This is a genomic window from Microbulbifer sp. TB1203, assembly GCF_030997045.1.
Classification (GTDB): Bacteria; Pseudomonadota; Gammaproteobacteria; order Pseudomonadales; family Cellvibrionaceae; genus Microbulbifer.
Window position 1 is genome coordinate 2103474 of record NZ_CP116899.1, and the last position, 25371, is coordinate 2128844.

Annotated in this window: 22 protein-coding genes; 12 read left to right on the forward strand and 10 right to left on the reverse strand. The window is 61.0% G+C overall.

Annotation, left to right across the window (positions count from 1 at the left end; translation table 11 throughout):
- Positions 1-78: 78 nt before the first annotated feature.
- The 3 genes from mutS (at position 79) to PP263_RS08905 (ending at position 4109) form a co-directional block, all read left to right on the forward strand.
- Positions 79-2670, forward strand: coding sequence for a DNA mismatch repair protein MutS (mutS, locus tag PP263_RS08895; RefSeq protein ID WP_308368045.1), 2592 nt, complete (start codon positions 79-81; stop codon positions 2668-2670).
- Between the two features lie 261 nt (positions 2671-2931).
- The gene (fdxA, locus tag PP263_RS08900) at positions 2932-3255 is read left to right on the forward strand and encodes a ferredoxin FdxA (protein ID WP_308368046.1); all 324 of its coding nucleotides are present in this window, start codon (positions 2932-2934) and stop codon (positions 3253-3255) included.
- A gap of 122 nt (positions 3256-3377) precedes the next feature.
- Positions 3378-4109: a polysaccharide deacetylase family protein gene (locus PP263_RS08905; protein WP_308368047.1), complete on the forward strand. Its 732-nt coding sequence runs from the start codon at positions 3378-3380 to the stop codon at positions 4107-4109.
- Between the two features lie 94 nt (positions 4110-4203).
- Here PP263_RS08905 and PP263_RS08910 read toward each other — a convergent pair whose 3' ends face one another.
- The gene (locus PP263_RS08910; RefSeq protein WP_308368048.1) at positions 4204-4728 is read right to left on the reverse strand and encodes a peroxidase-related enzyme; all 525 of its coding nucleotides are present in this window, start codon (positions 4726-4728) and stop codon (positions 4204-4206) included.
- An 83-nt stretch (positions 4729-4811) separates the two neighbouring features.
- Between PP263_RS08910 and dinB the strand changes: the two genes are divergently transcribed.
- The 4 genes from dinB to PP263_RS08930 all read left to right on the forward strand — a co-directional run bounded on the left by dinB (position 4812) and on the right by PP263_RS08930 (position 7268).
- Positions 4812-5894: a DNA polymerase IV gene (gene dinB / locus PP263_RS08915; protein ID WP_308368049.1), complete on the forward strand. Its 1083-nt coding sequence runs from the start codon at positions 4812-4814 to the stop codon at positions 5892-5894.
- 107 nt (positions 5895-6001) lie between these two features.
- On the forward strand, positions 6002-6265 hold the full coding sequence (locus PP263_RS08920; protein WP_308368050.1) for a DUF6116 family protein: 264 nt from the start codon (positions 6002-6004) through the stop codon (positions 6263-6265).
- A 32-nt stretch (positions 6266-6297) separates the two neighbouring features.
- Positions 6298-6825, forward strand: coding sequence for a hypothetical protein (locus PP263_RS08925; RefSeq protein WP_308368051.1), 528 nt, complete (start codon positions 6298-6300; stop codon positions 6823-6825).
- On the forward strand, positions 6822-7268 hold the full coding sequence (locus tag PP263_RS08930; RefSeq protein WP_308368052.1) for a hypothetical protein: 447 nt from the start codon (positions 6822-6824) through the stop codon (positions 7266-7268). The genes PP263_RS08925 and PP263_RS08930 overlap by 4 nt, the downstream gene beginning before the upstream one ends.
- A 12-nt stretch (positions 7269-7280) precedes the next feature.
- On the opposite strand, the gene PP263_RS08935 is transcribed toward PP263_RS08930, so the two are convergent.
- The 6 genes from PP263_RS08935 to PP263_RS08960 all read right to left on the reverse strand — a co-directional run bounded on the left by PP263_RS08935 (position 7281) and on the right by PP263_RS08960 (position 12498).
- Positions 7281-7739, reverse strand: coding sequence for a MaoC family dehydratase (locus tag PP263_RS08935; protein WP_308368053.1), 459 nt, complete (start codon positions 7737-7739; stop codon positions 7281-7283).
- 48 nt (positions 7740-7787) lie between these two features.
- Positions 7788-8573, reverse strand: coding sequence for an SDR family oxidoreductase (locus tag PP263_RS08940; protein WP_308368055.1), 786 nt, complete (start codon positions 8571-8573; stop codon positions 7788-7790).
- A 1-nt stretch (position 8574) separates the two neighbouring features.
- Positions 8575-9351 (reverse strand): SDR family oxidoreductase, encoded by a 777-nt coding sequence (locus PP263_RS08945; RefSeq protein ID WP_308368057.1) that lies wholly within the window; start codon positions 9349-9351, stop codon positions 8575-8577.
- 106 nt (positions 9352-9457) lie between these two features.
- Positions 9458-10513 (reverse strand): phosphotransferase, encoded by a 1056-nt coding sequence (locus PP263_RS08950; RefSeq protein ID WP_308368058.1) that lies wholly within the window; start codon positions 10511-10513, stop codon positions 9458-9460.
- 12 nt (positions 10514-10525) lie between these two features.
- Positions 10526-11740 carry an acyl-CoA dehydrogenase family protein gene (locus tag PP263_RS08955; RefSeq protein WP_308368059.1) on the reverse strand — a complete coding sequence of 405 codons (1215 nt, stop codon included), beginning with the start codon at positions 11738-11740 and terminating at the stop codon, positions 10526-10528.
- Between the two features lie 89 nt (positions 11741-11829).
- Complete coding sequence (locus tag PP263_RS08960; RefSeq protein WP_308368060.1) at positions 11830-12498, reverse strand: histidine phosphatase family protein; 669 nt, start codon at positions 12496-12498, stop codon at positions 11830-11832.
- 296 nt (positions 12499-12794) lie between these two features.
- On the opposite strand from PP263_RS08960, the gene PP263_RS08965 reads away from it, so the two are divergent.
- The 3 genes from PP263_RS08965 to PP263_RS08975 all read left to right on the forward strand — a co-directional run bounded on the left by PP263_RS08965 (position 12795) and on the right by PP263_RS08975 (position 16450).
- On the forward strand, positions 12795-13688 hold the full coding sequence (locus PP263_RS08965) for a LysR family transcriptional regulator (protein ID WP_308368061.1): 894 nt from the start codon (positions 12795-12797) through the stop codon (positions 13686-13688).
- 150 nt (positions 13689-13838) lie between these two features.
- Positions 13839-15869: an NADPH-dependent 2,4-dienoyl-CoA reductase gene (locus tag PP263_RS08970; RefSeq protein ID WP_308368062.1), complete on the forward strand. Its 2031-nt coding sequence runs from the start codon at positions 13839-13841 to the stop codon at positions 15867-15869.
- A gap of 23 nt (positions 15870-15892) precedes the next feature.
- On the forward strand, positions 15893-16450 hold the full coding sequence (locus PP263_RS08975) for an isochorismatase family protein (RefSeq protein WP_308368063.1): 558 nt from the start codon (positions 15893-15895) through the stop codon (positions 16448-16450).
- An 86-nt stretch (positions 16451-16536) separates the two neighbouring features.
- On the opposite strand, the gene PP263_RS08980 is transcribed toward PP263_RS08975, so the two are convergent.
- Positions 16537-17805, reverse strand: coding sequence for an MFS transporter (locus PP263_RS08980; protein WP_308368064.1), 1269 nt, complete (start codon positions 17803-17805; stop codon positions 16537-16539).
- A gap of 715 nt (positions 17806-18520) precedes the next feature.
- Between PP263_RS08980 and PP263_RS08985 the strand changes: the two genes are divergently transcribed.
- Complete coding sequence (locus tag PP263_RS08985; RefSeq protein WP_308368065.1) at positions 18521-20086, forward strand: carboxylesterase family protein; 1566 nt, start codon at positions 18521-18523, stop codon at positions 20084-20086.
- Positions 20087-20092: 6 nt separating this feature from the next.
- A complete protein-coding gene (locus PP263_RS08990) occupies positions 20093-20641 on the forward strand; it encodes a histidine phosphatase family protein (protein ID WP_308368066.1) in 549 nt (182 codons plus the stop codon).
- Between the two features lie 129 nt (positions 20642-20770).
- Here PP263_RS08990 and pepN read toward each other — a convergent pair whose 3' ends face one another.
- Both pepN and ggt read right to left on the reverse strand, forming a co-directional pair.
- Complete coding sequence (pepN, locus tag PP263_RS08995; RefSeq protein ID WP_308368068.1) at positions 20771-23413, reverse strand: aminopeptidase N; 2643 nt, start codon at positions 23411-23413, stop codon at positions 20771-20773.
- Between the two features lie 115 nt (positions 23414-23528).
- Entirely contained in the window at positions 23529-25241 is a 1713-nt protein-coding gene (gene ggt / locus PP263_RS09000) for a gamma-glutamyltransferase (RefSeq protein ID WP_308368070.1), read from the reverse strand.
- Between the last annotated feature and the right edge of the window lie 130 nt (positions 25242-25371).

Consider the following 25371-nt stretch of genomic DNA (forward strand, 5'->3'; position numbering starts at 1 on the left):
CCGGTTTAATCGACAGCCCGACCCGCTACAATAGCGCCCCTTCCATCCACAACCTGAACAAGAAGAAGCAGCCCTTCCATGCCGCAGACCGCGACCATTCAGCACACCCCCATGATGCAGCAGTACCTCAAGATCAAGGCCCAGCACCCCCAGGAGCTGGTGTTCTACCGCATGGGCGACTTCTATGAACTCTTTTACGACGACGCCAAGCGAGCCGCGGAGCTGCTGGATGTGACCCTCACCGCTCGCGGCAAGTCCGGGGGCGATCCCATTCCCATGGCCGGGGTGCCCTACCACGCGGCGGAGGGCTACCTTGCGCGGCTGATCAAGGCCGGGGTGTCGGTGGCCATTTGCGAGCAGATCGGCGATCCGGCCACCAGCAAGGGCCCGGTGGAACGCAAGGTGGTGCGCATCGTCACCCCCGGCACGGTGACCGACGAGGCTCTGCTCAATGAGCGCCGGGACAACCTGCTGGCGGCGGTGGCACAGCTGGCCGACAAGTTCGGCCTGGCTCTGCTGGACCTGGCCACCGGGCGCTTCGCGGTGCAGGAGGTGGACAGCCTGGAGGCGCTGGCGGAACAGGTGCAGCGCCACGGTCCGGCGGAACTGCTGGCGGCCGAAGGCCTGGCGCTGCCTGCGGAAATAGAAAAGCGTCCCGGCCTGCGCCGGCGCGCCCCGTGGGAGTTCGAACTGGAAACCGCCCTGCGCCTGCTGAACCAGCAGTTCGGCACCCTCAATTTAGAAGCCTTCGGCTGCAGCCATATGCATGCGGCGGTGGCCGCCGCGGGCTGCCTGCTGCAGTACGCCCGCGACACCCAGCGCACGGAACTGCCCCATATCCGCAGCCTGCAGACCGAAAGCAGCGACGATACCGTGGCCCTGGACGGTGCCTCCCGGCGCAACCTGGAGATCGACCTGAACCTGGGTGGCGGTGATGAAAACACCCTGCTATCGGTGTTCGACAGCTGCAAGACCGCCATGGGCAGCCGCCTGCTGCGCCGCTGGCTGAACAACCCGCTGCGCCGGCTGCAGACCCTGCAGAACCGCCAGGGCGCCATCGCCGCACTGATCGACGACTACCGCTTCGAACCGCTGCGGGAGGCACTGAAGCCCGTCGGCGATATGGAGCGCATCCTCGGCCGCCTGGCCCTGCGCTCCGCACGGCCGCGGGACCTGGCGCGGCTGGGACTGTCCCTGGCGCAGTTCCCGGAGATCCAGCGCCAGTTGGCGGAAACCAATGCCCCCCTGCTCGCGGAGCTGGCGCGGGAGATCGGCGAGTGGCCGGAGACGGTGGAACTGCTTGACCACGCCCTGGTGGAAAACCCGCCGGTGGTGATCCGGGACGGCGGTGTGATCGCCGATGGCTACGACAGTGAGCTGGACGAACTGCGCTCCATCAGCGAAAACGCCGGCGACTATTTGGTGCAGTTGGAGGTCCGGGAAAAGGAGCGCACCGGCATCCCCACCCTCAAGGTGGGCTACAACCGGGTGCACGGCTACTTTATCGAGATCAGCCGCGGCCAGAGCGACAAGGCCCCCGCCGACTACATCCGCCGCCAGACCCTGAAGAATGCCGAGCGCTTTATCACCCCGGAGCTGAAGGAGTTCGAGGACAAGGCCCTTTCCGCCAAGAGCCGGGCCCTGGCGCGAGAGAAGGCCCTGTACGAGGAGCTGATCACCCAACTCAACCAGTCCCTGGCGGAACTGCAGGGCGCCGCCGCCGCGGTGTCCCAACTCGACGTGCTCGCCTGCCTCGCCGAACGCGCCGACAACCTGCGCCTGTGCTGCCCGGAACTGCGTGCGGAGCCCGGGCTGGCCATCGCCGCCGGCCGCCACCCGGTGGTGGAGCAGGTGCTGGACGAGCCCTTCGTCGCCAACGATATCGAGCTGCGCGACGACCGCCGCATGCTGGTGATCACCGGCCCCAATATGGGCGGTAAGTCCACCTATATGCGCCAGACCGCGCTGATCGCCCTGCTCGCCCATATCGGCAGTTATGTGCCGGCGGACTCCGCACGCATCGGCCTGCTGGACCGCATTTTCACCCGTATCGGCAGCGCCGACGACCTGGCCGGCGGCCGCTCCACCTTTATGGTGGAGATGACCGAGACGGCAAACATATTGCGCAACGCCAGCGAGAACAGTTTGGTGCTGATGGACGAAATCGGCCGTGGCACCAGCACCTACGACGGCCTGTCCCTGGCCTGGGCCTGCGCTCACTACCTGGCGGATCAGGTGCGCGCCTTTACCCTGTTCGCCACCCACTACTTCGAGCTCACCGCACTGCCGGAGCAGTGCCCGGAGGCGGCCAATATCCACCTGGACGCCACTGAGCACGGCGACGGTATCGTGTTTCTGCACCGTATCCAGGAGGGCCCTGCGTCGAAGAGTTACGGCCTGCAGGTGGCGAAGCTGGCGGGGATTCCCGGGGATGTGCTGGTGGAGGCGAAGCACCGGCTGGAGGCGTTGGAAAACGGGACTCGGGAAACAGCAAGCGGGACCCGGGGAAAGGTACCGCAACCGGCACCCGGGCCCGGTTCACCCCAGCAGGTGGACCTGTTCGGCGCCCCCACCCATCCGGCGGTGGAAGCCCTGGAGGAACTGGACCCGGACGACCTGACCCCGCGCCAGGCGCTGGAGAAGCTCTACGCGCTGCGCAAACTCCTGTAGGAGCGGCGGGGCGGCCATCCGCCCATGGCCGCCCCGCCGCTCCTACAAGGCTCCGTAGGGTGCGCCGTGCGCACCGGCACAGTTGGGCGGTGCGCACGGCGCACCCTACGCGAGTCCCGAGTCCCGAGTCCCGAGTCCCGAGTCCCGAGTCCCGGCAGTTATAAGCACCCAACCAATCGGACTCAAAAGCCTCTACATTTCGCGCCAGTAATTGCTAAAATCCGCTGCTCCATTGACTCAGGGCATTATCGAGGGACAAGCATGACATTCGTAATTGGGGAAAACTGCATCAAGTGCAAATACACCGACTGTGTGGAAGTTTGCCCGGTGGACTGTTTCTATGAAGGCCCCAACTTCCTGGTGATCCATCCGGACGAGTGTATCGACTGCGCCCTCTGCGAGCCCGAGTGCCCCGCCAACGCCATCTTCTCCGAGGACGAGGTGCCGGAGGACCAGCAGGAGTTTATCGAACTGAATGCGGAGCTGTCGGAGATCTGGCCCAATATCACCGAGAAGAAAGACCCGCTCCCGGACGCCGCGGAGTGGGATGGCAAAAAGGGCAAACTGGACCAGCTGGAGCGCTGAACCGATCACTGAAAAGCCGTCACCGACGGCTTTTTTTCATTTTGGCCCAACAAGAACCAAAGCAAAATGAAAATCATTCCCACCGCAATCGCCGGCGGTGGGATAGAAAGCAAGGAGCAACTGTGAACACATTGGGATTCGACAGGGCGGCCAAATGGCTGGGACTGGCCCTGATACTGTCATCAGCGCTAGCCGTCGCTCTCTATCTGATCAGCAAAAGCGTCACCTGGCAGGCCTTCGGCGAGATCGTCCACCGGGTGGATACGCGGGAAAAAGTTGTCGCCCTCACCTTCGACGACGGCCCAAAGCCCGGCGCCACCGAAGAGCTGCTGCGGTTGCTGGACGCGCAGGGGGTAAAAGCCAGCTTCTTTTTGGTGGGCAAGTCCCTGGAGCGCAATCCGCAACAGGCAAAAATGATCGCCGAAGCCGGGCATCAGTTGGGCAATCACTCCTACAGCCACTCCCGGATGGTCTTTTTCGATTACCGACGGGTAGCCGAGGAACTGGAAACAACCGAGGCGCTGATCCGGCAGACGGGCTATCGGGGTGAGATCCTCTTCCGACCACCCTATGGCAAGAAATTGTTCAACCTGCCCCGCTATCTCGCCGATAACCGTATCACTACGGTCACCTGGGATATCGCCCCGGAAACTTTCGACGGCCCCATGCGGCGGCCGGAAGAAATCAGCAGCGCTATTCTCGAGCAGGTGCGCCCCGGTTCCATCATCCTGCTGCATCCTATGAACGGGTACCGGGAAACGGTGCAGCAGGCCCTGCCGGTAGTGATCGGGAATCTGCGGCAGAGAGGATTCCGCTTCGTGACCCTGTCCGAGTTGCTGGCGGAGGCGCAATAGTACTGCGGTATCCCTAACGCCACGCCTGGTATCAAAGGGGACTAAAAAACGGCTGCGCTTTGCCGGTGTCGCCCTGCCCAGTGGGCCAACGCTACTACTCGTGCTCAAGCCCCAGCATATCCGCAAAGCGGTTAAAGCCCGCGGTCATCTCCATCACCCCCAGGGCCTCCACTATTTCCTCGTTGCTCACCCCCACGTCCCGCGCCGCGTCCAGCAGCCGCTCGCCGTGGTCGTAGGGGGCGATATTGGCGTGGCGTGCGAGGTCGAAGAGTTCGTGTTCCCCGGGAGGATAGTGCACGTGCTCGGGGTAGGAGCGAATGCGCAACACCTCCTTCGGATCCACACCCAGTTCCTGCAGGGTGGTGCTGTGGAAGTAGATAGAGTAGTCGCAGCGATTGTCGGCGGAGACCACCAGGGCGATCCCCTCTTTCAGCTGCGCCGACAGGCAACCGTGCAACATCAGTGCCTTGAATTTGTCCCAGTTCGCCTTCAGCAAGGCTGGGTGGTGAGCATAGGCCCGGAACAAATCCGGCACCGAGCCCAGTTCATCCTCTATCTCCGCGAAGATTTCCTGAATCTCTTCATCTTCGGGGTCCTTTACCAGAGGGATACGGCTCATGGTTCACCTGCCTTCATCCAATTCACTTCGGTCTCAAACTTACTCACTTCCCGCCCGGCTGAAATACTGTATATAATCCCAGCATGCGAAAAATCATCCACTGCGACTGCGACTGCTTCTACGCATCGGTCGAAATGCGCGACGATCCGAATCTGCGCGGCCGGCCGCTGGCAGTGGGTGGCGCCAGTGACAAACGCGGGGTCATCTCCACTTGCAACTACGAGGCGCGCAGCTTTGGCGTGCGCTCGGCCATGCCCAGCGCCCAGGCGAAGAAGCTCTGCCCTGATCTGATTGTAGTACCCGGCAACATGAAAAAATATCGGGAGGTCAGCGGCCAGATCCGGGATATTTTCCTGGAATACAGCGATATCATAGAACCTTTGTCCCTGGATGAGGCGTTCCTGGACGTCAGCGACAGCGGGCACTGCCGCGGCAGTGCCACCCTGATCGCCGAGGAGATACGCCGGCGGGTACGCGAGGGGCTGGGGATCACCATCTCCGCCGGGGTGGCACCGAACAAATTCCTGGCCAAGATCGCCAGCGACTGGCGCAAACCGGACGGCCTCACGGTTATCGTGCCGGAGGCCGTGGACGAGTTCGTACTGCGCCTTCCGGTGCACAAGATCCACGGCGTAGGCCGGGTGACCGCGGAGAAGATGCACCGCCAGGGCATCCGCACCTGTGCCGATCTGCGCAACTACTCGCTGATCGAGCTGGTTCAGTCCTACGGCAAATTCGGCCGCCGGCTCTACGAGCTATGCCGCGGCATCGACGAGCGCCCGGTGGACAGCGACAGCTCACGCAAGAGCGTCAGTGTGGAACACACTTTCAACGAGGATCTCGTGGCGCTGCCCGACTGGCAGGAGCAACTCACCCAACTGTATATTCGCCTGCTGGAGCGGCTGGAAAATCTCGACGACCGCTACCGGATCAGCGGCGCCGCGGTAAAGGTGAAATACGGCGACTTCTCCCTTATGACCCAGGAGCGGGCGAGCCAGTCCTGCCGTATCACTGAATTCAAACATCTGTTGCAACAGTGCTGGGACAAGCGCGCGGAACCCATCCGCCTGCTGGGGGTCGGAGTGAAACTCAGGGATTTGCGCGCCGAGTTTGGCCCGGAGCAGTTACCCCTGCCGCTGCCCGGTGCGGAGCGCCTGTCCGCCTGAATCGGCACCCATTCCACTGCAAATCTGGCGCCGCCGCACACTTCGCAAACCCGGGCTCCAAATCCCCGGAACTATACTCACCAAAGCACCCGCTAAGGATCTGTTCGATGAAGAGAGTGCTCCCCAGCGCCCTGGTCGGCTGGTTTCTGAACTACGCCAGAACCCTGGAGCACCCGCAGCTGTTCAAATGGATCAGTGTCATTTTTCTGGTGGATTTATTGATTCCCGATCTGGTGCCATTTGTCGACGAAATATTACTTGGCTTGGCTGCACTGTTTCTGGGACGCTGGAAAAAAAGCCGTTCCGGAAAAGAGCCTGCGGAGAAGACCCCCGGTGCAGAGGAATCCCGGAGCGGATCGCACAGGAGGTAGCGGATCTCAACCGGCGCAGGAGGCGCGACTGAGTGTTCTGGAATCATTTCCAACAGCTGAGCGATGAAGCACTGCTCGACTACTACCACTCCACGCGCAATATCCGCGCCTTCCGCCTGCTCTACGCGCGCCACAAAGACAGTCTCTATCGCTATTGCAGCCAGATGAATCTCGCCGCCGCCGGCAGTGTGCTGGAGGAGCTCTGGAGAAATATTCTGGAACGCCCACCGCAACTGTACGGGCGGCTGCTGCGCAGCTGGTTGTTTATTCATGTAAACAAACTGTTGCATAACGCCACGGAGCAAAACCAGGATACGGTTGCGGAAGCACCCCTGCCGGGCAGCAAACTGCTCTCCGCGCTGCAAAACCTGCCGAGAATCGAGCGCAATATTTTACTGCTGCATATGGAGTGCCGGCTGCCACTGGCCACTATCGCAGACATCGAAAGAATTTCCCTGAAAAAGTGCCGGGAATACTATCGCAACGGCGGAGATAGACTCCAAACGCTCCTGAATGGATCGCGAAGACAACCCTGGCGGACGAAAGAGGTGGCAGTATGAGCGCGTGGGAAAATCACTACCGGGACGCAGTGGCGGAGATGATCTCCCCGGATTGCCTGGATGAAAAAATCCTGCAGCACGCCCGCCGGTACAAACCGCTGAAAAAAGACCATCGCTGGTTATCCAGGACCGCCAGCGGTTGCGCCGCACTGGCTGTGGTCGTGCTGTTGGCACACCCGGCCCAATACCTCGGCGCCCTCACCCCCGATGGACACGCGGTGGATACCCAGAGCGATCACATGGCCCGGTGGAGACGGAGCAGCGACCGCTTGCTGGAGAAAACCGATTCCTGGTATGCCCTGCGCAGCGAGGTGAAAGCGGGCAACTACGTCAACCTGTGCAACCAGTGGCGACGCCAACAGCGCAGCTCCGCCCTGGAAAAACTCCCCCGGGACCTGGAAGCAGCGGCCCGCAGCCACTGCCGCCTGCTTCCCACTCCCTGACGGCGGTAATTCCTATACGAATTGCATAAACAACCACTCGGCCACCAGTGCCGGCTTATCTCCGCCGTCGATCTCCATAGTGACCTCCAGCTTGAGCTGGTACTGGCCGGGGTTTTTCTCCAGGATATCGAGTACTTTTGCGCGCACCCGTACCCTGCTATCGACCTTGACCGGAGTGATAAAACGCACCTTGTCCAGACCGTAGTTCACACCCATCTGCATATTCTCGATTTCCACCTGCAGTTGTCCGGCAAAATACGAAAGCAGCGAGAGGGTGAGAAATCCATGGGCAATGGTACCGCCGAAAGGTGTCATTTTCGCCGCTTGCGGGTCCACGTGGATAAACTGGCGGTCCAGGGTGCATTCGGCAAAGGCGTCGACGCGCTGCTGGTCGATCAGCAACCAGTCGGTGGGTTGAGTGGTGTACCCAATATAGTCTCGGATTTTTTCTCGCGGAATCAGCGTCGACATTATTTTTTCTCCATATGGCGCTACTGAATCTTCGCAGAAGGCCGCGCCTTAAAAAGCGGAAACACCTCCGTCCACCGCCAGCGCCTGACCGGTGACGTAGCTGAGCGAAGGCGAGCAGAGCATCACCATGGCATTGACCACCTCCTCGGGCTCCGCCAGGCGTTTCATGGGGCAGCCGCTCGCCATCGAAGCCCGCAACTCCTCGCCGCTCACACCCGGAGGGGGTTCTATTCCGGTGACCATCGGCGTCAGGGTGAAAAACGGGCAGATGGCGTTGACGCGGATATTGTACCTGGCATTCTCCACCGCCGCGGTGCGGGTCAGCCCGATCACCGCGTGTTTGGCCGCGGAGTAAACACCGGCCTTCGGCGCGCCGCCGAGGCCGGCCAGGGAACTGACATTCAGAATAATACCGGAGCCCTGCGGCTTCATGGCTTTCAATTGATGCTTGAGGCCGAAGAAAACCCCCTTTACATTCACACTGTGCTGGCGGTCCAGCATCTCTTCATCCGCATCGTCCAGAAACGCCAGAGGCGGGGCGATACCGGCATTGTTGACTGCGATATCCAGGCGCCCGAAGCGCTCCCCGGCCAGCCCTACCAGTGCCGCACAGTCCTCCTCTGAGGACACGTCGCAGCGCTGTGCATGCAGTTCGATTCCCGCACCACCCAATTTATCCGCGGTCTGCGCCAGGCCGGCTTCGTCGATATCCCCCAGCACCAGGCGCGCCCCGCGACGGCCCAGCTCTCTAGCCAGCAACGAGCCGAAGCCGCTGGCCGCTCCGGTGATCAGCGCCACTCTGCCGGTAAAATCCAGCAATGGATCCCTGGACATATCAGATTCCTCCGCAAGCTGTCAGTCCGCCGTCCACCACCACACACTCGCCGGTGGTATAGCTGGAAGCGTCGGACACCAGGTAGAGCACAGTGCCCGCCATCTCCTCCGGTTCCGCATGGCGGTGCAGGGGAATATGGCCGATGGCGGTATTGTAAATTTCCTCATGGGAGAACAACGCACCGGCGAACCGGGTTTTGGTCAGCCCCGGCAGCAGCGCGTTCACACGGATATTGTACTGGGCACATTCCTTGGCAAAGGCCTTGGTCATATTGACCACCGCCGCCTTGGTAATCGAGTAGATTCCCTGGCCGGCGCCCGGCTGCAGGGCATTGATGGAGGCCGTGTTGACGATGCAGCCACCGCCCTGCTCGCGCATCATCCTGCCCGCCTCCACCGACATAAAGAAATAGCCGCGAATATTGACGTCCACGGTTTTCTGGAAAGCTCCCAGGTCGGTATCGAGAATATGGCCGAAATAGGGATTGGTCGCCGCGTTGTTGACCAGGATATCCAGCCGGCCGTGTCTTTCGCGAATATCCGCAAACACCCGCCCGATCTCCTCGATATCGCCGATATGGCAGGGCAGCGCCTCGGCGCTGCCGCCGGCCTCCACTATGGATTCCGCCACCGAGCGGCAGCCTTCGATCTTGCGGCTGGACACCAGAACATGGGCGCCCTGTTCCGCCAGCAGCCTGGCGATGGCCTCGCCGATACCGCGGCTGGCACCAGTTACCAGGGCGACTTTTCCTTTCAGGTCAAATAGATTGGTCGGCATAAATTTTCTCAGAATTCTTTCTTATCTGTAGGATGGGCAAAGCGCAGCGTGCCCATCACGGGATATCGATGGGCACGCTGCGCTTTGCCCATCCTACGAAACAGGTTCAGTACTCTTTCTCGATCATATTCAGTGCCATACGAGCCACTGGCTCCACCAGCGCCCCCAACCGCGCGGCATTTTTATTCGACGCAGTACCATCCCGGGCCCGCTTGGCCACGCCCTGGATAATAGCCGCCAGGCGGAAGAAGCTGAACGCCAGGTAAAAGGCCCAATTGTCGATTTTCCCGATGCCCATTCGCTCGCAATAGCGGGCCACATATTCGGCTTCAGTGGGAATTCCCAACCCATGGCGGTCCACTCCCATCAGTCCGGAGATCCTGTCGCCATCGGCGGGCATGCGCAGTTGCATACACTGGTAGGCCAGATCGGCGAAAGGGTGGCCGAGCGTGGAGAGCTCCCAATCGAGTACGGCGATAGCGCGCGGTTCGGCGGGGGCAAATATGATGTTGTCCAGGCGATAATCGCCGTGCACCAGCGCCACGCGGCCGTCGTCTTCTGGTAGCGCGCCCGACAGCCAGCCGATCAGTTCGTCCATGGCCGCAATTTTTTCGGTTTCGGAGGCGCGGTACTGTCCACTCCAGCGCTCGAACTGGCGCTGGAAATAATTGCCCGGGCGCCCGTAATCGGAAAGGCCCACAGTTTCCACATCCACACTGTGCAGCGCTGCCAGCACGCGGTTCATCTCCTCGTAAATCGCGCTGCGCTCCGCCCCGTCCACATCCGGCAGCGCGGCGTTCCAGAAGATGCGTCCCTCGCAGTACTCCATCACATAGAACAGGGAGCCGATCAGCTCCCGATCCTCACACAGGTGCAACACCCTCGGCACCGGTACATCGGTGCCGGCCAGTGCCCGCATTACGCGAAATTCGCGGTCCACCGCGTGGGCGGACTTCAGCAACTTCCCGGGCGGCTGTCGACGCAGCACATAAGTGCCGGATACCGCCTGTAACTTGAAAGTGGGATTGGATTGACCGCCGGAAAATTTATTGACTTCGAGCGGGCCACGAAAACCGTCGATACAAGCAGCCAGGTATTTTTCCAGCCGCTCCAGAGGCAAGTGGTCAACCGCATGCTTTTTGGACTGGATTTCCTCTGCCATAGGAGTTCCCCCTCAATCGCTTTTCGCACCGTAACGCGCCGCCAGATTTCGTCCGAGCTGCATCATATGCACCTGGTCCGGCCCGTCCGCCAGGCGAATGGTGCGCGCGTAGCTGTAGTGCTGCGCCAGGTTGTAGTCCTGGCTCAACCCGGCGGCCCCGTGGATCTGTATCGCCCGGTCGATCACATTGCAGGCCATCTGCGGCGCGACGATTTTGATCATCGAAATCAGGTCCCTGGCTGCCTTGTTGCCGTATCGGTCCATCCGGTCCGCGGCCTTCAGGGTAAGCAGGCGCGCCTGTTCGATTTCACAGGCGAATCTGGCAATATCCTCACGCACCGAACCCTGCCTGCTCATCGGCCGGCCGAACACCACCCGCTGCTCCGCGCGCCTGCACATCATTTCCAGCGCCCGCTGTGCCTGGCCCACCAAGCGCATACAGTGATGAATGCGTCCCGGGCCCAGGCGCCCCTGGGCAATTTCGAAACCGCGCCCCTCCCCCAGGATCAGGTTGTCCGCCGGCACACGCACATTATCGAAAACAATTTCCGCGTGGCCCTCCGGCGCATCGTCGTAACCGAACACGGTCATTGGGCGCACAATATTGACGCCGGGAGTGTCCACCGGCACCAGTATCTGCGACTGCTGCCGGTGGCGATCGGGATTGTCCGGGGCGGTCTTGCCCATCACGATCAGTATTTTGCAGCGGCGGTTGAGGGCGCCGCTGATATAGAATTTGTGCCCGTTGATCACGTAGTCGTCGCCGGTGCGCACAATAGAGGTTTCTATATTGGTGGCATCGGAGGAGGCGACTTTCGGCTCGGTCATGGCGAAGGCGGAACGGATCTCTCCAGCGAGCAGCGGTTTCAGCCACTGTTCCTGCTGCCGCGGACTGCCGTACCGGGCGAGCACTTCCATATTGCCGGTGTCCGGCGCGCTGCAGTTGAATACTTCCGACGAGAACAGCACCCTACCCATCTCTTCCGCCAATGGCGCGTACTCCAGGTTGCTCAGCCCGGCGCCGGAGTCCGAATCTGGCAGAAACAGGTTCCACAGCCCCGCCTCCCTGGCTTTGATCTTCAGCTCCGCGAGTATCGCCGGCTCGCCCCAGCGGTCCTCCTGCAACTGCCGATGAAACATGGCTTCCGCCGGATAGACATGGTCATGCATAAAGCACTTGAGGCGCTCCAGCAATTGCTTTGTCTTGTCGGAATACTCGAAATCCATTGCTATCCACTCCAGCTGGCTACAGGTAAATGGCCCAGGTCAAGAGAGCGGGACCTTCGCATCACGGTTATCGCTTAACTCAGCGCTATTCAGCTGTAGGTAATAAACTCCCGCCGCCCCTCGCGCTCCAGGTGCGGTACATGGTTGAAACTGTGCAGGCTGATACTGTCGGCACCGCAAAAGAAATGGCTCACTGCCGTGTTTTTGATCTGCATATTGAGTTTGGTCACCGTCTCGGCGTGGGCGCCGAGCACCTGGCGCACCATCATTGCGATGGCGCCGCCGGAGCTGACCACGAGGGTTTTCGCACCCCGCGGGCAGTCGCCAATCAACTTCAAGGCTTCCCCGATGCGCTGTTCGAACGCCTGCCAGCTCTCCACCGGGCTGATCTCCCCCTCGGCCCAGGCGAGCATCGCCTTCTTGAGAAAACGGTAATAATCGGAAGGGCCGGCGCCTTCGCCCGGCACAGACTGCGGATCGCGCTCGCCATAACTGCGCGTCACACTGTGAAAATCGAATTCATTCAGCTGGGGCGCCAGCTCCACCCGCGACACATCCAGATCCATTCCTTCGCAAATACCCTGTGCCGTCTCCCGGTGGCGCCGCAGATCGCCGCAGAGAATACGATCGAACCGCACCCCATCGCGCCAGTGCTCCCCCAGCCAGCGGGCCTGGCGCCAGCCGAGGTCGGACAACTTGTCGTAGTCGGCGGCACCAAAAGACGCCTGGCCATGGCGCACGGTATAGAACTCAGCCACTGTGATCCCCCTTCAGTTGCCTCACCCCAATGGCACTAAGTCAAGCGATAACCGTGATGCGAAGGGCCTGATGCCGGGGGCTTTTTGCGGGACTGTCTGCGAGAGGGACCTCGCGGACAAGCCTCCAGGGACGGATTAAGGGGGGGCGCCCAGCCCGTGTCCCGCAAAAAGCCCCCGGTAGCAGGGCCGCCAGGGTCCTTAACTCAGTGCCTCGTACCCTACCGCCGCTCATTGAATCATCAAAGTTTATTATGCGAATATCCAATCATTCACAGCGTTAATGATTGGTGACCACTGTGCAGCTGAAGCAGATGGATATGAACCTCTTCCTGGTGTTGGAGGCCATCTACAGCCAGCGCAACCTGACCCGCGCCGCGGAGCAGTTGCATATCACCCAGCCGGCGGTCAGCAATGCCCTGGCGCGCCTGCGCCGCACCCTGGATGACCCTTTGTTCACCCGTACCCCCGCCGGTATGCAGCCGACGCCGCTGACGGAGCGCATCATGCCCAGGGTCCGGCAGGCCCTCGCGCTGCTCGGCGGCAGCCTGAGCGAACAGCATCTGTTCGACCCGGCCACCGAGGAAAAGACGTTGCGCCTGTCCATGAACGACATGGCGGAAACCCTGCTACTGCCCCGACTGCTGGAACGGCTGCAGCAGCAGGCGCCGGGAATTGCGGTGGAATCCTATTACGTGCCCCGGGACCAGCTGGTCAAGGAGCTGGCCGCCAACACCCTGGATTTCGGCCTGGATATCCCTTTGGTCTCCGCCACCCAGCTGCACCAGCAGCGCCTGATCAACGATCGCTACCTGTGTATGCTGCGCGCCGGCCACCCACTCGCGGATCAGGCCAGCCTGACCCTGGATCAATACCTGCAACTGGAGCATATCCACGTCTCCAGCCGCCGCAGCGGGCCGGGGCTGGTGGATATCGCCCTGAACAAGCTGGGGCGCCGCCGCAGTATCAAACTGCGGGTACAGCACTACCGGGTGGCGCCGCTGGTGGTACTGCGCACCGACCTGGCGCTCACGGTGCCGGCCAGCCTGACCGACCAGTATCCGGCGCGGCTGTTCGAGCTGCCGTTTCAGATTCCGCAGATGGACTGGCACCTGCTGTGGCACAAGAACCAGCATGAAGACCCGGCGAACAAGTGGCTGCGGGGGCAGTTGATGGATTTGTTTGTCCCGTGATGAAGCACCGCTACGGCCGGAGATTGATCACTGATTTCGGCCGGATCGGTCACTGCCCCTCACTATTCCCCCCTGCTATTCTCCGCCACATCAATATGCAAAGAGTTGCATATACCTTTCCGGTCGTGACTAAAGAATGAGAGAACCGCCATGTCCCTCGCCTATCCCCACCTGCTGGCCCCGCTGGACCTGGGTTTCACCACATTGAAAAACCGGGTACTGATGGGCTCGATGCACACCAACCTGGAGGAGCACCCAGGCGGCTTTTCGCGGCTGGCGGCCTTCTATGCCGAACGCGCGCGCGGTGGCGTGGGCCTGATTGTGACCGGTGGTATCGGCCCCAACGAGGAGGGCTGCGTGGCCATGGGCGCGGCCAAGATGACCACTACCGAAGAGGCACAACAGCACCGGGAAATCACCGATGCGGTACACGCCGAAGGCGGTGCCATCTGCATGCAGATACTCCACGCCGGCCGCTATGCCTACAACCCCAACCTGGTGGCGCCCTCGGCGGTCCAGGCACCAATTAATCCCTTTACGCCCCGCGAATTGAGCAGTGGGGAAATCGAAGGCCAGATCGATGACTATGTGCGCTGCGCCACCCTGGCCCGCGAGGCAGGCTATGACGGCGTGGAGATCATGGGATCGGAAGGTTATTTCATTAATCAGTTTATCGTCTCGCGCACCAATAAGCGCACCGACGAATGGGGCGGCAGCTTCGAAAACCGTACCCGTCTGCCGATCGAAATCGTACGCCGCATCCGGGAAGCGCTGGGGCGCGACTTCATCATTATCTACCGCCTGTCCATGCTCGACCTGGTGGAGGGCGGCAGCAACTTCGAGGAAGTGGTCACCCTCGGCAAGGCCATCGAGAAAGCGGGCGCGACCATCATCAACACCGGTATCGGCTGGCACGAGGCCCGCATTCCCACCATCGCCACCAGCGTACCCCGCGCCGCCTTTAGCGAAATCACCGCCAAGGTAAAGCAACACCTGAATATTCCGGTAATTACCAGCAACCGCATCAATATGCCCCAAGTCGCCGAAGCCGTACTGGCCGCCGGCCACGCGGACATGATTTCCATGGCGCGGCCCTTTCTGGCGGATGCGGAATTCGTCAACAAGGCGGCGGAAAACCGCGCTGACGAGATCAACACCTGCATCGGCTGCAACCAGGCCTGCCTGGACCACACCTTCGAATTGAAACTCACCTCCTGCCTGGTCAACCCGCGCGCCTGCCACGAAACCGAACTGAATTACCTGCCCCCCGCCCATCCGAAGAAGATTGCCGTAGTGGGCGCCGGTCCCGCCGGCCTCGCCGCCGCAACCGTGGCCGCCGAACGCGGGCACAAGGTCACATTGTTCGAGGCCGAAGACAAAATCGGCGGCCAGTTCAATATCGCCAAGCAGATTCCCGGCAAGGCGGAATTCCAGGAAACCCTGCGCTACTTCAACCGCAAACTGGAACTCACCGGAGTAACCGTCAAGCTCAACTGCCGGGCCACCGCGGAGGACCTGCAGGAATTTGACGAAGTGATTATCGCCACCGGCATCGCTCCGCGCACCCCGCCCATCCCCGGGATCGAGCACGAAAAAGTGCTCAGTTACCTGGACGTGCTGAAACACAAAAAGCCGGTGGGTGAAAAGGTGGCGATTATCGGCGCCGGCGGTATCGGCTTCGATGTGGCGGAATATCTGACGCACGAGGGGAACAACGACGAAGAGCTGATCGCCGTCGACAAAGAGGAGTTTTTCGATGAATGGGGCGTGGATATCCGCCTGGAAAACCGCGCCGGTCTCAAGGCGCCCGCACCGGTCACCGCCCCGCGCCAGGTGATTCTGTTGCAGCGCAAGACCTCCAAAGTAGGCGCAGGCCTGGGTAAGACCACCGGTTGGATTCATCGTACCAGCCTGAAACACCGCGCGGTACAGATGATTCCCGGCGCTGAATACGAGAAGATCGACGACCGAGGCCTGCATATCCGCGTGGCCGATGAGCAGCAGCTGCTGGAAGTGGACAACATTGTGATCTGCGCCGGGCAGGAACCGTCGCGGGAGCTGTACAATGCCTTGCTGGACACAGAGACCAAAGTTCATCTGATCGGCGGCGCCGACGAGGCTGCCGAACTGGATGCCAAGCGGGCCATCGACCAGGGCTCGCGGCTGGCCGCTGAAATCTAAGGAAACCAGGGGAGAGTGTCGCAATGCTGCAAACCGATAACCCGGCACTGCTGGTGGTCGATGTACAGTTGGCCATCGATCACTTCTCCCCTCACCTGCGCAGCAACCCTCAAGCGGAGGAGCATATCGCCGCACTGCTGCGATACTGGCGGGCACAAAGCCGGCCGGTTATTCATATCCGCCATTCCTCCCGTTTTCCCGAATCCCCTTACCACGCCGACAGTCCGTACTTTGCATTCAAGCCGGAAGTGGCACCCGAAGCCGGCGAAGTGATGGTGACAAAACGGGAGAATTGTGCCTTTATCGGCACGGAGCTGCACGACACCCTCACACAGTTGGCAGTGCGCGAACTGGTAGTAACTGGTGTGGTAATCAACCACTCGGTGGACGCCACCGTCAAGGTGGGAGCGGCACTGGGCTACCGTATTTATTTGCCGGAAGACACCACGGCCACCTTTGCTACGCCGTTGCGCGACGGCACGCTGATCGAAGCAGAGCAGTTACAGGAAATTTTTCTCAGCAATCTACAGGGTGAGTACGCACAGGTCTGCCACAGCCGGGAACTGCTGACTCAAATTTAAGGAACCTCTGAACCGCTTTCATAAAAAAGGCCCCGCGAGGGGCCAAGAACAGGGGTTCCTTTCAAAGCTTCCTTTCAAGGGTTCCTTTACTGAGGCTGGGCCACACCCTCACCAATTTCCGCTTGATCCTCCACATCGTGCCACCGCGGCCTGGAGAGGCGCTCAGTCAGGCGGTAGAGCAGAAAGACCAGGCCACAAAGGCCGAACATCAACCAGTAGAGCGCCGGCCCGCTCCACCACTCGATCACTATACCGCCCACCAGCGGCGCCGCAGACCAGCCCAGGGAGTAAAAGGACGAGGCCCCGAAGTAGCTGCCGCGCAGGTGGTCCGGCGCAAGGCGGTCTATCTGCACACTCATGGTGGGGAACAGCACCGCCTCCGCCAGGCTCACCACAAAAGTGGCTCCCATCCACCCGGCAAACCAGTGCACGGGATTGAGTGCAAACCACACTTGCCCGGCGGCCAGCACGCCCAGCCCGATCACAATCCGCCCTTTTATCTCTATATTGCGCATCAACTGCAGCAGCGGAAACTGTAACAGCACGATGGTGAGCGCATTCACCAGGATCATGCTGGAAATCAGCTGAACCAGGTTCGGCGCCTGCGCCCGGGTCAGGTACTGCACCAGGCTGGAATCCATATGCGCATAAATAAACAGCGTCAGCACATTGGCAACAATCACCACCAGAAATACATGATCCTTTCTCAGCACCGCAAGCGTACCGCGGAAATTCGCGCTCATATCCCGCCGTCTGTGCGCCATACGTCCGGTTTCCGTGCGGGCAAATCCCCACAAAAACGCCAGGCTCAATAACAGGTAGCTGAGCGCGGTGAGCCCGAAGGTGGACTGCTGGGCACTGAGCCCGGCCCAGACACCGATAATCGGCCCCAGGGCCGCGCCCACGTTGATCAGGAAATAGCGGAATTGCAGCGCCAGCTCGCGGCTCTGCTTGTCCCGAACCAGGTCACCGATCAGTGCACTGGCCGGCGGCTCCCAAACGGCGCGGCCAATGGAGCAGAAAGTCATTGCCAGAATAAAAGCCGGCAGTGCCTGGGCCACCGCCAACAGGGCAAAGGCGAGGAAATTGATCGCGGTGCCCGCCAGCAATACATTGCGCCGGCCGTAGCGGTCGGACAGCGCCCCCACATAGAAGCCCAGCAGAGCCGCACCCACCGCGGAGGCGCTGAGAATCAGCCCGATCTCCGCGGCTCCCAGCTGGAATTTCTCATACAGCAGAATGGCCAGAAACGGCCACACCATAAAATAGGTTCCGCGGCCGAAGAAACTGCCGACCAAAACAATCCAAACCAACGGCGGAAAACCGTGCAGGCGCTGCCACCACTGCCTATCCATCTTTCTACTCCTTGGACTTCTTTTCTAGAACCTGTTCAGCGGCCTAATTGAAGCCCTAAACAGTCCTGCTACCGAGTAATACTGCTCACTTAAGCACTGATCGTGATGCGAAGGCCCTGGTACCGGGTGCTACCTTGCGAGACTGTCTGCGAGAGGGACCTCGCAGACAAGCCTACAGGGATGTATTTACGGCGTGTCTCGCAAGGTAGCACCCGGTAGCAGGGCCGCCCCCGGCTGTGAATCAAGCGACTGGGCGATCCTGCTGCCGGGGGCTTCGCATCACGTTGATCGCTCAATCAAAAGCCATTCTCCGGCGAAAAAAAAACCCGGAAGGTAAGCCTTCCGGGTTTTCTCTTGGGAGGAAGGCTTTTACACCTTCCATCGCCTGAAGCTCTGTCGGGTGTGCTAGGTGATCACTGCGGTCACCGGGCGCTTATACATGGAGCGGGTTTTGCGAACACAGACTCCACACCACGGGCGCACAGCGGCCGGCAGCAAATGCTGCAGGGCGGAGCGCAGGCGCGGTAGGTAATGGAGAGATTGCGTGTTCATCGGAAACTGTCGCTACTTGACACTATGACGTTAATACTATCTGAGCGCCGAATGTTTGCAAGTGGAACTTTCAATATTTTTCCTCCGGCCGCGGAGAGTAGATAAAAAAACATGCCAGCTATACTGAAATTGTCCAGGAAGGAACAGGAGCAGGGACCGGCCCATGACCAGCGACGCCAATATTCGCCATGAAATTCATCGCAACCTGCGAGAGGAGACTCAGATACTGGACGCACCCGCCGGCCCCCTGATCGGTGCGGTGGATGGAAAGACAGGTGTTCACTGTTTCCTCGGCATTCCCTATGCCGCGCCACCCACCGGCGAGCTGCGCTGGCGGCCGCCACAATCGCTGCCGCCCTGGCAGTCCCCGCTGCGCGCTACCGCCTTCGGTATGCCGGCGGCACAGAATCCCTCCGGGCTGATCGAGGTTCGCGGCCCCAACGGAGAGACGACGGACAGCGAGGACTGCCTCTACCTGAACATCTACACCCCGGCGGGCCGGCGCGATAAAAAACTACCGGTGATGCTCTGGATACACGGCGGCTCCTTCTATATCGGCTCCGGTTCCCAGGAGGTGTACAACGGCTGCTATCTTGCTGCCAGTGGTCGCGCTGTAGTGGTGACCTTCAATTACCGTCTGGGCGCACTGGGGTTTCTGCGCCTCACGGATATCAGCGATATCCCCTCCAGCGGCAATGAAGGCCTGCTGGATCAGGTGGCGGCGCTGGAGTGGGTTCGGAAAAATATTTCCGCCTTCGGCGGCGACCCGGACAATATCACCCTGTTCGGTGAATCCGCCGGCGCCATGAGTATCGCCACCCTGCTGACTTCGCCCCGCTGCCGCGGCCTGTTCCGCAGGGCCATAGTGCAGAGTGGCAACCCCTGTGCGTTGCACTCCCGCAACAGGGCCAACAGCCTGGCACAGGCATTTGTCGAACATCTCGGCGAATCGCCGCATCGCGCGGACACCCGCACGCTGCTGCGTGCCCAGCAGGCAATACTGTCGGATCCGCGCCTGGAGCAGAAATGGGGCCAGCTGCCGTTCAAGCCGGTGCTGGACGGCGAACTGCTGCACACTGAACCCATGACTGCGCTGCGGGGCGGCAGCGGCGCGGAGGTATCGCTGTTGCTGGGCAGCAACCTGGATGAGTGGAACCTGTTCAGCGCCGTAGCGCCGGAAACCTTTACCCTGGATGGCGAACAGATACGCGCGCGCCTGGAATGGCTGTTGCCACGGCACCACCTCGACCCGCTGCTGGGGCACTACCACAAGCTGGCCAGATCCCTGGCCGGCAATCCCTGGCCTGAGTGGAGCCGCACCTGGAACCTGTTGCTCACCGATATGGTGTTCACCCTGCCCGGCCTGCGCCTGCTGCAGGCCCACGGCGGAAACCGCTTTCACTACCACTTCGCCCAGCCGCTGGCGGCGCAACCGCTACTGGGCGCCTGCCACGCCGTGGAACTGGGATATGTATTCGGCACCCACGGCGAAACCTCGCTGCAATCCCTCTATGGCGGTGAGACCGAGCCACACAAGCTCAGCCACACTGTGCGCGAGGCATGGCTGAATTTTGCCGAGTGCGGCGACCCGGAGAGCGACTGGCCTACTTTCGCCAACGGAGACAGCCGCCGCTTTGGCGAACACCCGGAAGACCGCGCCTTCGATACAGCGCAGCTCTCCTCTCTGTGGCAGGATATACCGGACAGTACATTGGGCAGTTACCTCTGAGCATCCATGACAAAAATATTGCTGATACGCCATGGCGAGGCGGCAAAAACGCCGGAATCCGTCGATCCCGATCTCACCGAACGGGGATGGCAACAGGCGCGTCGACTGGCGCAACACTTTACCCGGACGACTCCCATTGCGCTGGCCAGTAGCCCCAAGGCCCGCACCCAACAGACGGCCCAACCGCTGGCCCAACTCTGGCAGCGCTCGGTGACCATCGAGCAGGCAGTGACTGAAATTCCCTCCCCCGAGGGGCTGCCCACCAGCGAGCGCAGAGACTGGATCCGCCGCCTGCTCGACAGCAACTGGGACGACGGGGACAGGCAGCAGGTGGACTGGCGCCGGGGAATCGCGCGGTATCTTCTACAACTGGAACGGGACACGGCGATCTTCTGCCACTTTATGGTGATCAATTCAATCGTGGCGCATATACGGGGCGACCGGCGCATACAGCAGTTCCGGCCGGACTACGCATCGGTGACAGAGTTGCGGCTGCAAGGGGGAAGGCTCGAGGTTCTGCGACTGGGCGAGGAACGCCGCAGCCGCATCCTGTAGGAACAAGCTCCGTCGCTCTCAATTCGGTCCGTAGGATGGGCAAAGCGAAGCGTGCCCATCATCTGCGGAGTGATGGGCACGCTTCGCTTTGCCCATCCTACGCAAATCCCGGGTCCCGGGTCCCGGGCATTAAACCAGGCTCTTACTCACCACCTCATACAAATCCCGCGACAACTTCCCGGATTCCATAACCGATTGCAGCGCCCGATGCATTTTTTCACCCAGCTCACCGGTGTATTTCTTCCAGCGGGTAATGGGCGTTACCAGCCGCGCGGCGATTTGCGGGTTGAGTTTGTCCAGGGCGACCACCTGTTCCGCGAGGAACTCGAAACCGCGGCCATCGGCTCGGTGGAACTGGATAAAGTTGCGGTTGGCAAAGCCGCCGATTACCGCGCGCACCTTGTTTGGATTGGTCAATTCGAAGGCCGGGTGTTGCATCAATTCCCGGACTGACTCCAGGGTACCCCGCCGGGCACTGGTACTCTGCAAGCCGAACCACAACTCCACCACCTGAGTATCCTGTTGCCAGCGTTCGTAGAAACTCTCCAGCGCCGGCTGCGCCATATCGTCGGCGGCGTGATTGACCAGAGAAGTCAGCGCCGCGGCGCTGTCGGTCATATTGGCGGCATTTTCGAACTGCGCCTGTGCCAGCGCCAGCAATTCCGCCTCCTCGGTGACACAGAGATAAGCGAGGCAGGTATTTTTCAAACTGCGCTCGGCGATATCGGCAGCCTCCGGGCGGTAGGGTTTGTCGCGGTCCAGCCGTCGGTAGCAGTTCAGCAGTTCACCCTTCAGGGCCTCCGCCAGCGCGCCCCGGGCAAATTCCCGCGCGACAATAATCGCCTCCGCATCTATCTGCTCGCACTGTTCCGCCAGGGTCTGCGCGCTGGGCAGCGCCAGCATCTCAGCCACCAGCGCCGGGTCCAGTTCACGGTTTTGCAGCACACTGCGGTAGGCGTCCACCAGTTGTGGCTGCAACTGCAGGTTGCGCCCCTCGCGATAGTCCTTCTGCAACTGCTCCAGTGCCATAAAGGCCAGGCGCTGGCCGGCATCCCAGCGATTGAACTCGTCGGAGTCGTTGCGCATCAGGAACAGTAACTGTTCGGTACTGTAGCCGTAGCGCACCCTGACCGGGGCGGAGAAACCGCGCAGCAGCGAGGGCAGCGGCTTTTCCTTCAGGCCTGTGAAGTTGAAGGTCTGCTCCGTTTCGGTCACCTGCAATACTTTTTGTGTGGTGCCCTGGGGGTCGAGGGGGAGGTCGCGGCCGTCGGCACCCAGCAGTCCCACCGCCAGGGGGATATGGAAGGGCAACTTTTTATTCTGTCCAGGCGTGGCGGGACAGGACTGTCTGACGGTCAATGCGTAGCTGCCATGGGCGGCGTCGAAGGCGTCGCTCACTTCCAGCACCGGCGTGCCCGCCTGGCTGTACCAGCGGCGAAACTGGGTGAGATCCACGCCGTTAGCGTCCTCCATCGCCGCGATAAAGTCCTCGCAGGTTACCGCGCATCCGTCGTGGCGCTGGAAATACAGGTCGCTGCCTTTGCGGAAACCTGCTGTACCCAATAAGGTGTGGATCATGCGCACCACTTCCGCGCCTTTTTCGTACACGGTGAGGGTGTAGAAATTGGAGATCTCCATATAGGAGTCCGGGCGCACCGGGTGGGCCATGGGGCCGTCGTCCTCGGCGAACTGCGCGGTGCGCAACAGGGAGACATCCTCAATCCGCTTTACCGCGCGGGAATTCATATCCGCAGAAAACTCCGCATCGCGAAATACGGTAAAGCCCTCTTTCAGGCTCAGCTGGAACCAGTCCCGGCAGGTCACCCGATTGCCGGACCAGTTGTGGAAATACTCGTGACCGACAATGGATTCGATACGCTGGAAGGTGGCGTCGGTGGCAGTCTCAGGGCTGGCCAGCACGCAGGCGGAATTGAAAATATTCAGCCCCTTGTTTTCCATCGCCCCCATATTGAAATGATCCACCGCCACGACCATGAAAATATCCAGGTCGTATTCCCGTCCGTAGACCTCTTCGTCCCAGCGCATGGCTTTTTTCAATGAGCGCATGGCGTGGTCACACTTACGGATATTTTTCGCCTCGGTAAAAATCTGCAGTTTGACCTCGCGGCCGCTGACAGTGGTAAAACTGTCCTCCACAGTCTGCAGTTCTCCCGCCACCAGGGCGAAAAGGTAAGCGGGCTTGGCGAAGGGGTCCTCCCAGGTGACGAGCAGGCGCCCGTCTTCGGTGGTGCGCCGCTCTATCTGGTTGCCGTTGGACAGCAATACCGGGTACTGGCGCGGCGCCACTATGGTGGTTGTGAAGCGGGACATTACGTCCGGGCGGTCAGGATAGTAGGTGATCTTGCGGAATCCCTCCGCCTCGCACTGGGTGCAGTACATGCCGTTGGAGAGGTACAGTCCCTCCAGCGAGGTATTGTCCTTTGGATTGATGCGGTTGTGGACTTCCAGCACGAACTCCGGATTCTCCACATGGATCAAGAGGCCCTCCGGCAGCTCCCGGTAGCGGCTGGCCGGCACCAGTGCGCCGTCGATGGACAGGGACAGCAGCTCCAGGTCCACTCCGTCCAGCAGCAAGGGCGGCAGCGCCTCCCCGGGCGCCGATTCCGCCGCCGGATTGCGGCGGATCTGCAGTCGCGACTTCACCAGGGTGTCCTGCGGCTGCAGTTCAAAATGCAGACGGGTACTGTCGACCAGGTAGTCGGGTGCGCGGTAGTCCTTCAGGTAAACGGTGCGGGGTTGGGCGTCTTTCATGGCAATTCCAGTTTTTTCCACAATCCGGTCTCAGAAAATGAGGCACACGTTATCACTCCAGTGAGAATCCACAAGAGGTCGGGGCATACAACCGCGCCACCCAGCATCCCGCTGTTCAGAAGCCCGCCGCCTGCCCATCCTTGCGGCTCTCGGACGCCCCCTGATAAACGCCGTTCCCACTCCGCATTATGGCCTGGTAGCCACCGTAGGGGCCGCTCTCGAAGCGCAACTGGTGACCCATCTGCACCAACCTGCGGCGGGTTTCCATGGGAAAACCGTCCTCCAGGCTGATGTAGCCGCCGTCGAGCATCATCTCCCCGGTGGGCTGGCTGGAGCCGCTGTGCAGGATGCGCGGTGCGTCGCCGGCCTCCTGGATATTCAAACCGAAGTCCAGCATATTGATCACGATCTGCGCGTGCATCTGCGGCTGGGTGGCGCCGCCCATGACACCGAAGCTCATCACCGGCTCGCCATCTTTGGTGATAAATCCGGGAATGATGGTGTGGAAGGGGCGCTTGCCCGGCCGGTACTGGTTGAAGTGCCCGTCTTCCAGGCTGAACAGTTCACCGCGGTCCTGCAGGATAAAACCCAGGTCGCCGGGCGTCATACCGGAGCCCATACCCCGGTAGTTGCTCTGGATCAGGGATACCATGTTGCCGTCCTTGTCCGCCACCGTCAGGTAGATGGTGTCGCCGTGCCGCAGCGCCTCACTGCCGGCGTCGTAGCGTTTCGCCGCCCGGTCGCGGTCGATCAGTTTGCGCCGTTCCGCGGCATATTTCTTCGAGATCAGTTGCCGCACCGGAATCTCGTTGAACGCGGGATCAGCGTAGTATTTTGCCCGGTCCTCAAATGCCAGTTTTTTCGCCTCCGCGAACAGGTGGATATATTCAGGGCTTGTCCGCCCCAGCGCCGCCAGGTCATACCCTTCCAGGATATTGAGAATCTGCAGGGCAGCTATACCCTGGCCGTTGGGGGGCAGCTCCCAGATATCGTAGCCTCGGTAGTCGGTGGACACGGGCTCCACCCATTCGGACTGATGGCTGGCCAGATCGTCGTAGGAGAGAAAGCCGCCGTTGTTTTGCATATAGGCGGCGATTTTTTTCGCGATTCCCCCCTTGTAGAAAGCGTCGCGCCCGCCCCTGGCAATGGCGCTATAGGTTTTCGCCAGTCGCGGATTGCGGAAGATTTCTCCCTCCATGGGCGCGCGGCCGTTTGGCATGTAGGTCTCGCGAAAGCCCGGATATTTTTCCAATAGCGGCACAGATCGCTTCCAGTAGTAGGCCACCAGTTGGGTGACCGGAAAGCCTTTTTCCGCGTAGTCGATTGCCGGTGCCAGCACCTCCTCCATGGGCAGGCGGCCAAATTTTTCATGCAGCTCGAACCAGCCGTCCACCGCACCGGGAACCGACACCGGCAGCGGGCCGTGGGAGGGGATTTTATCCAGGTTGTTCTGTGCGAAGTATTCGAAAGTCAGCGATTTGGGAGAGCGGCCGCTGGCGTTCAAGCCGTAGAGTTTTCCGTCCCCGGCGCTCCACACGATGGCGAACAGGTCGCCACCGATACCACTGCCGGTGGGCTCCATCAACCCCTGTGCCGCATTGGCGGCGATGGCTGCATCCACGGCGCTGCCGCCGCGCTTCAGGATATCCAGTGCGATCTGCGTGGCGAGCGGCTGGCTGGTGGCGGCCATGCCGTTGCGGGCCAGCACCGGCGAGCGGCTGGCAAAGCCCTCGCCGTTTACCCGGTCGTAGGCGCCGGCCGCGGCGGCGGTTGAAAGCAGGAAAGGAACCAGTATAACGGTGTAAAAAAAGCGGATTGTGTATTTCACGATCGGTACTCCGATTATTCTCTTGTTCCATTACACTAGTGTCCTGTCTGATATCCAGTGTAACGGCGATGTCACCAGTCTCCCTGTTTACGACTGTGCCCGCAAGCCAGCTTCAACCCAGCTCAAAGAG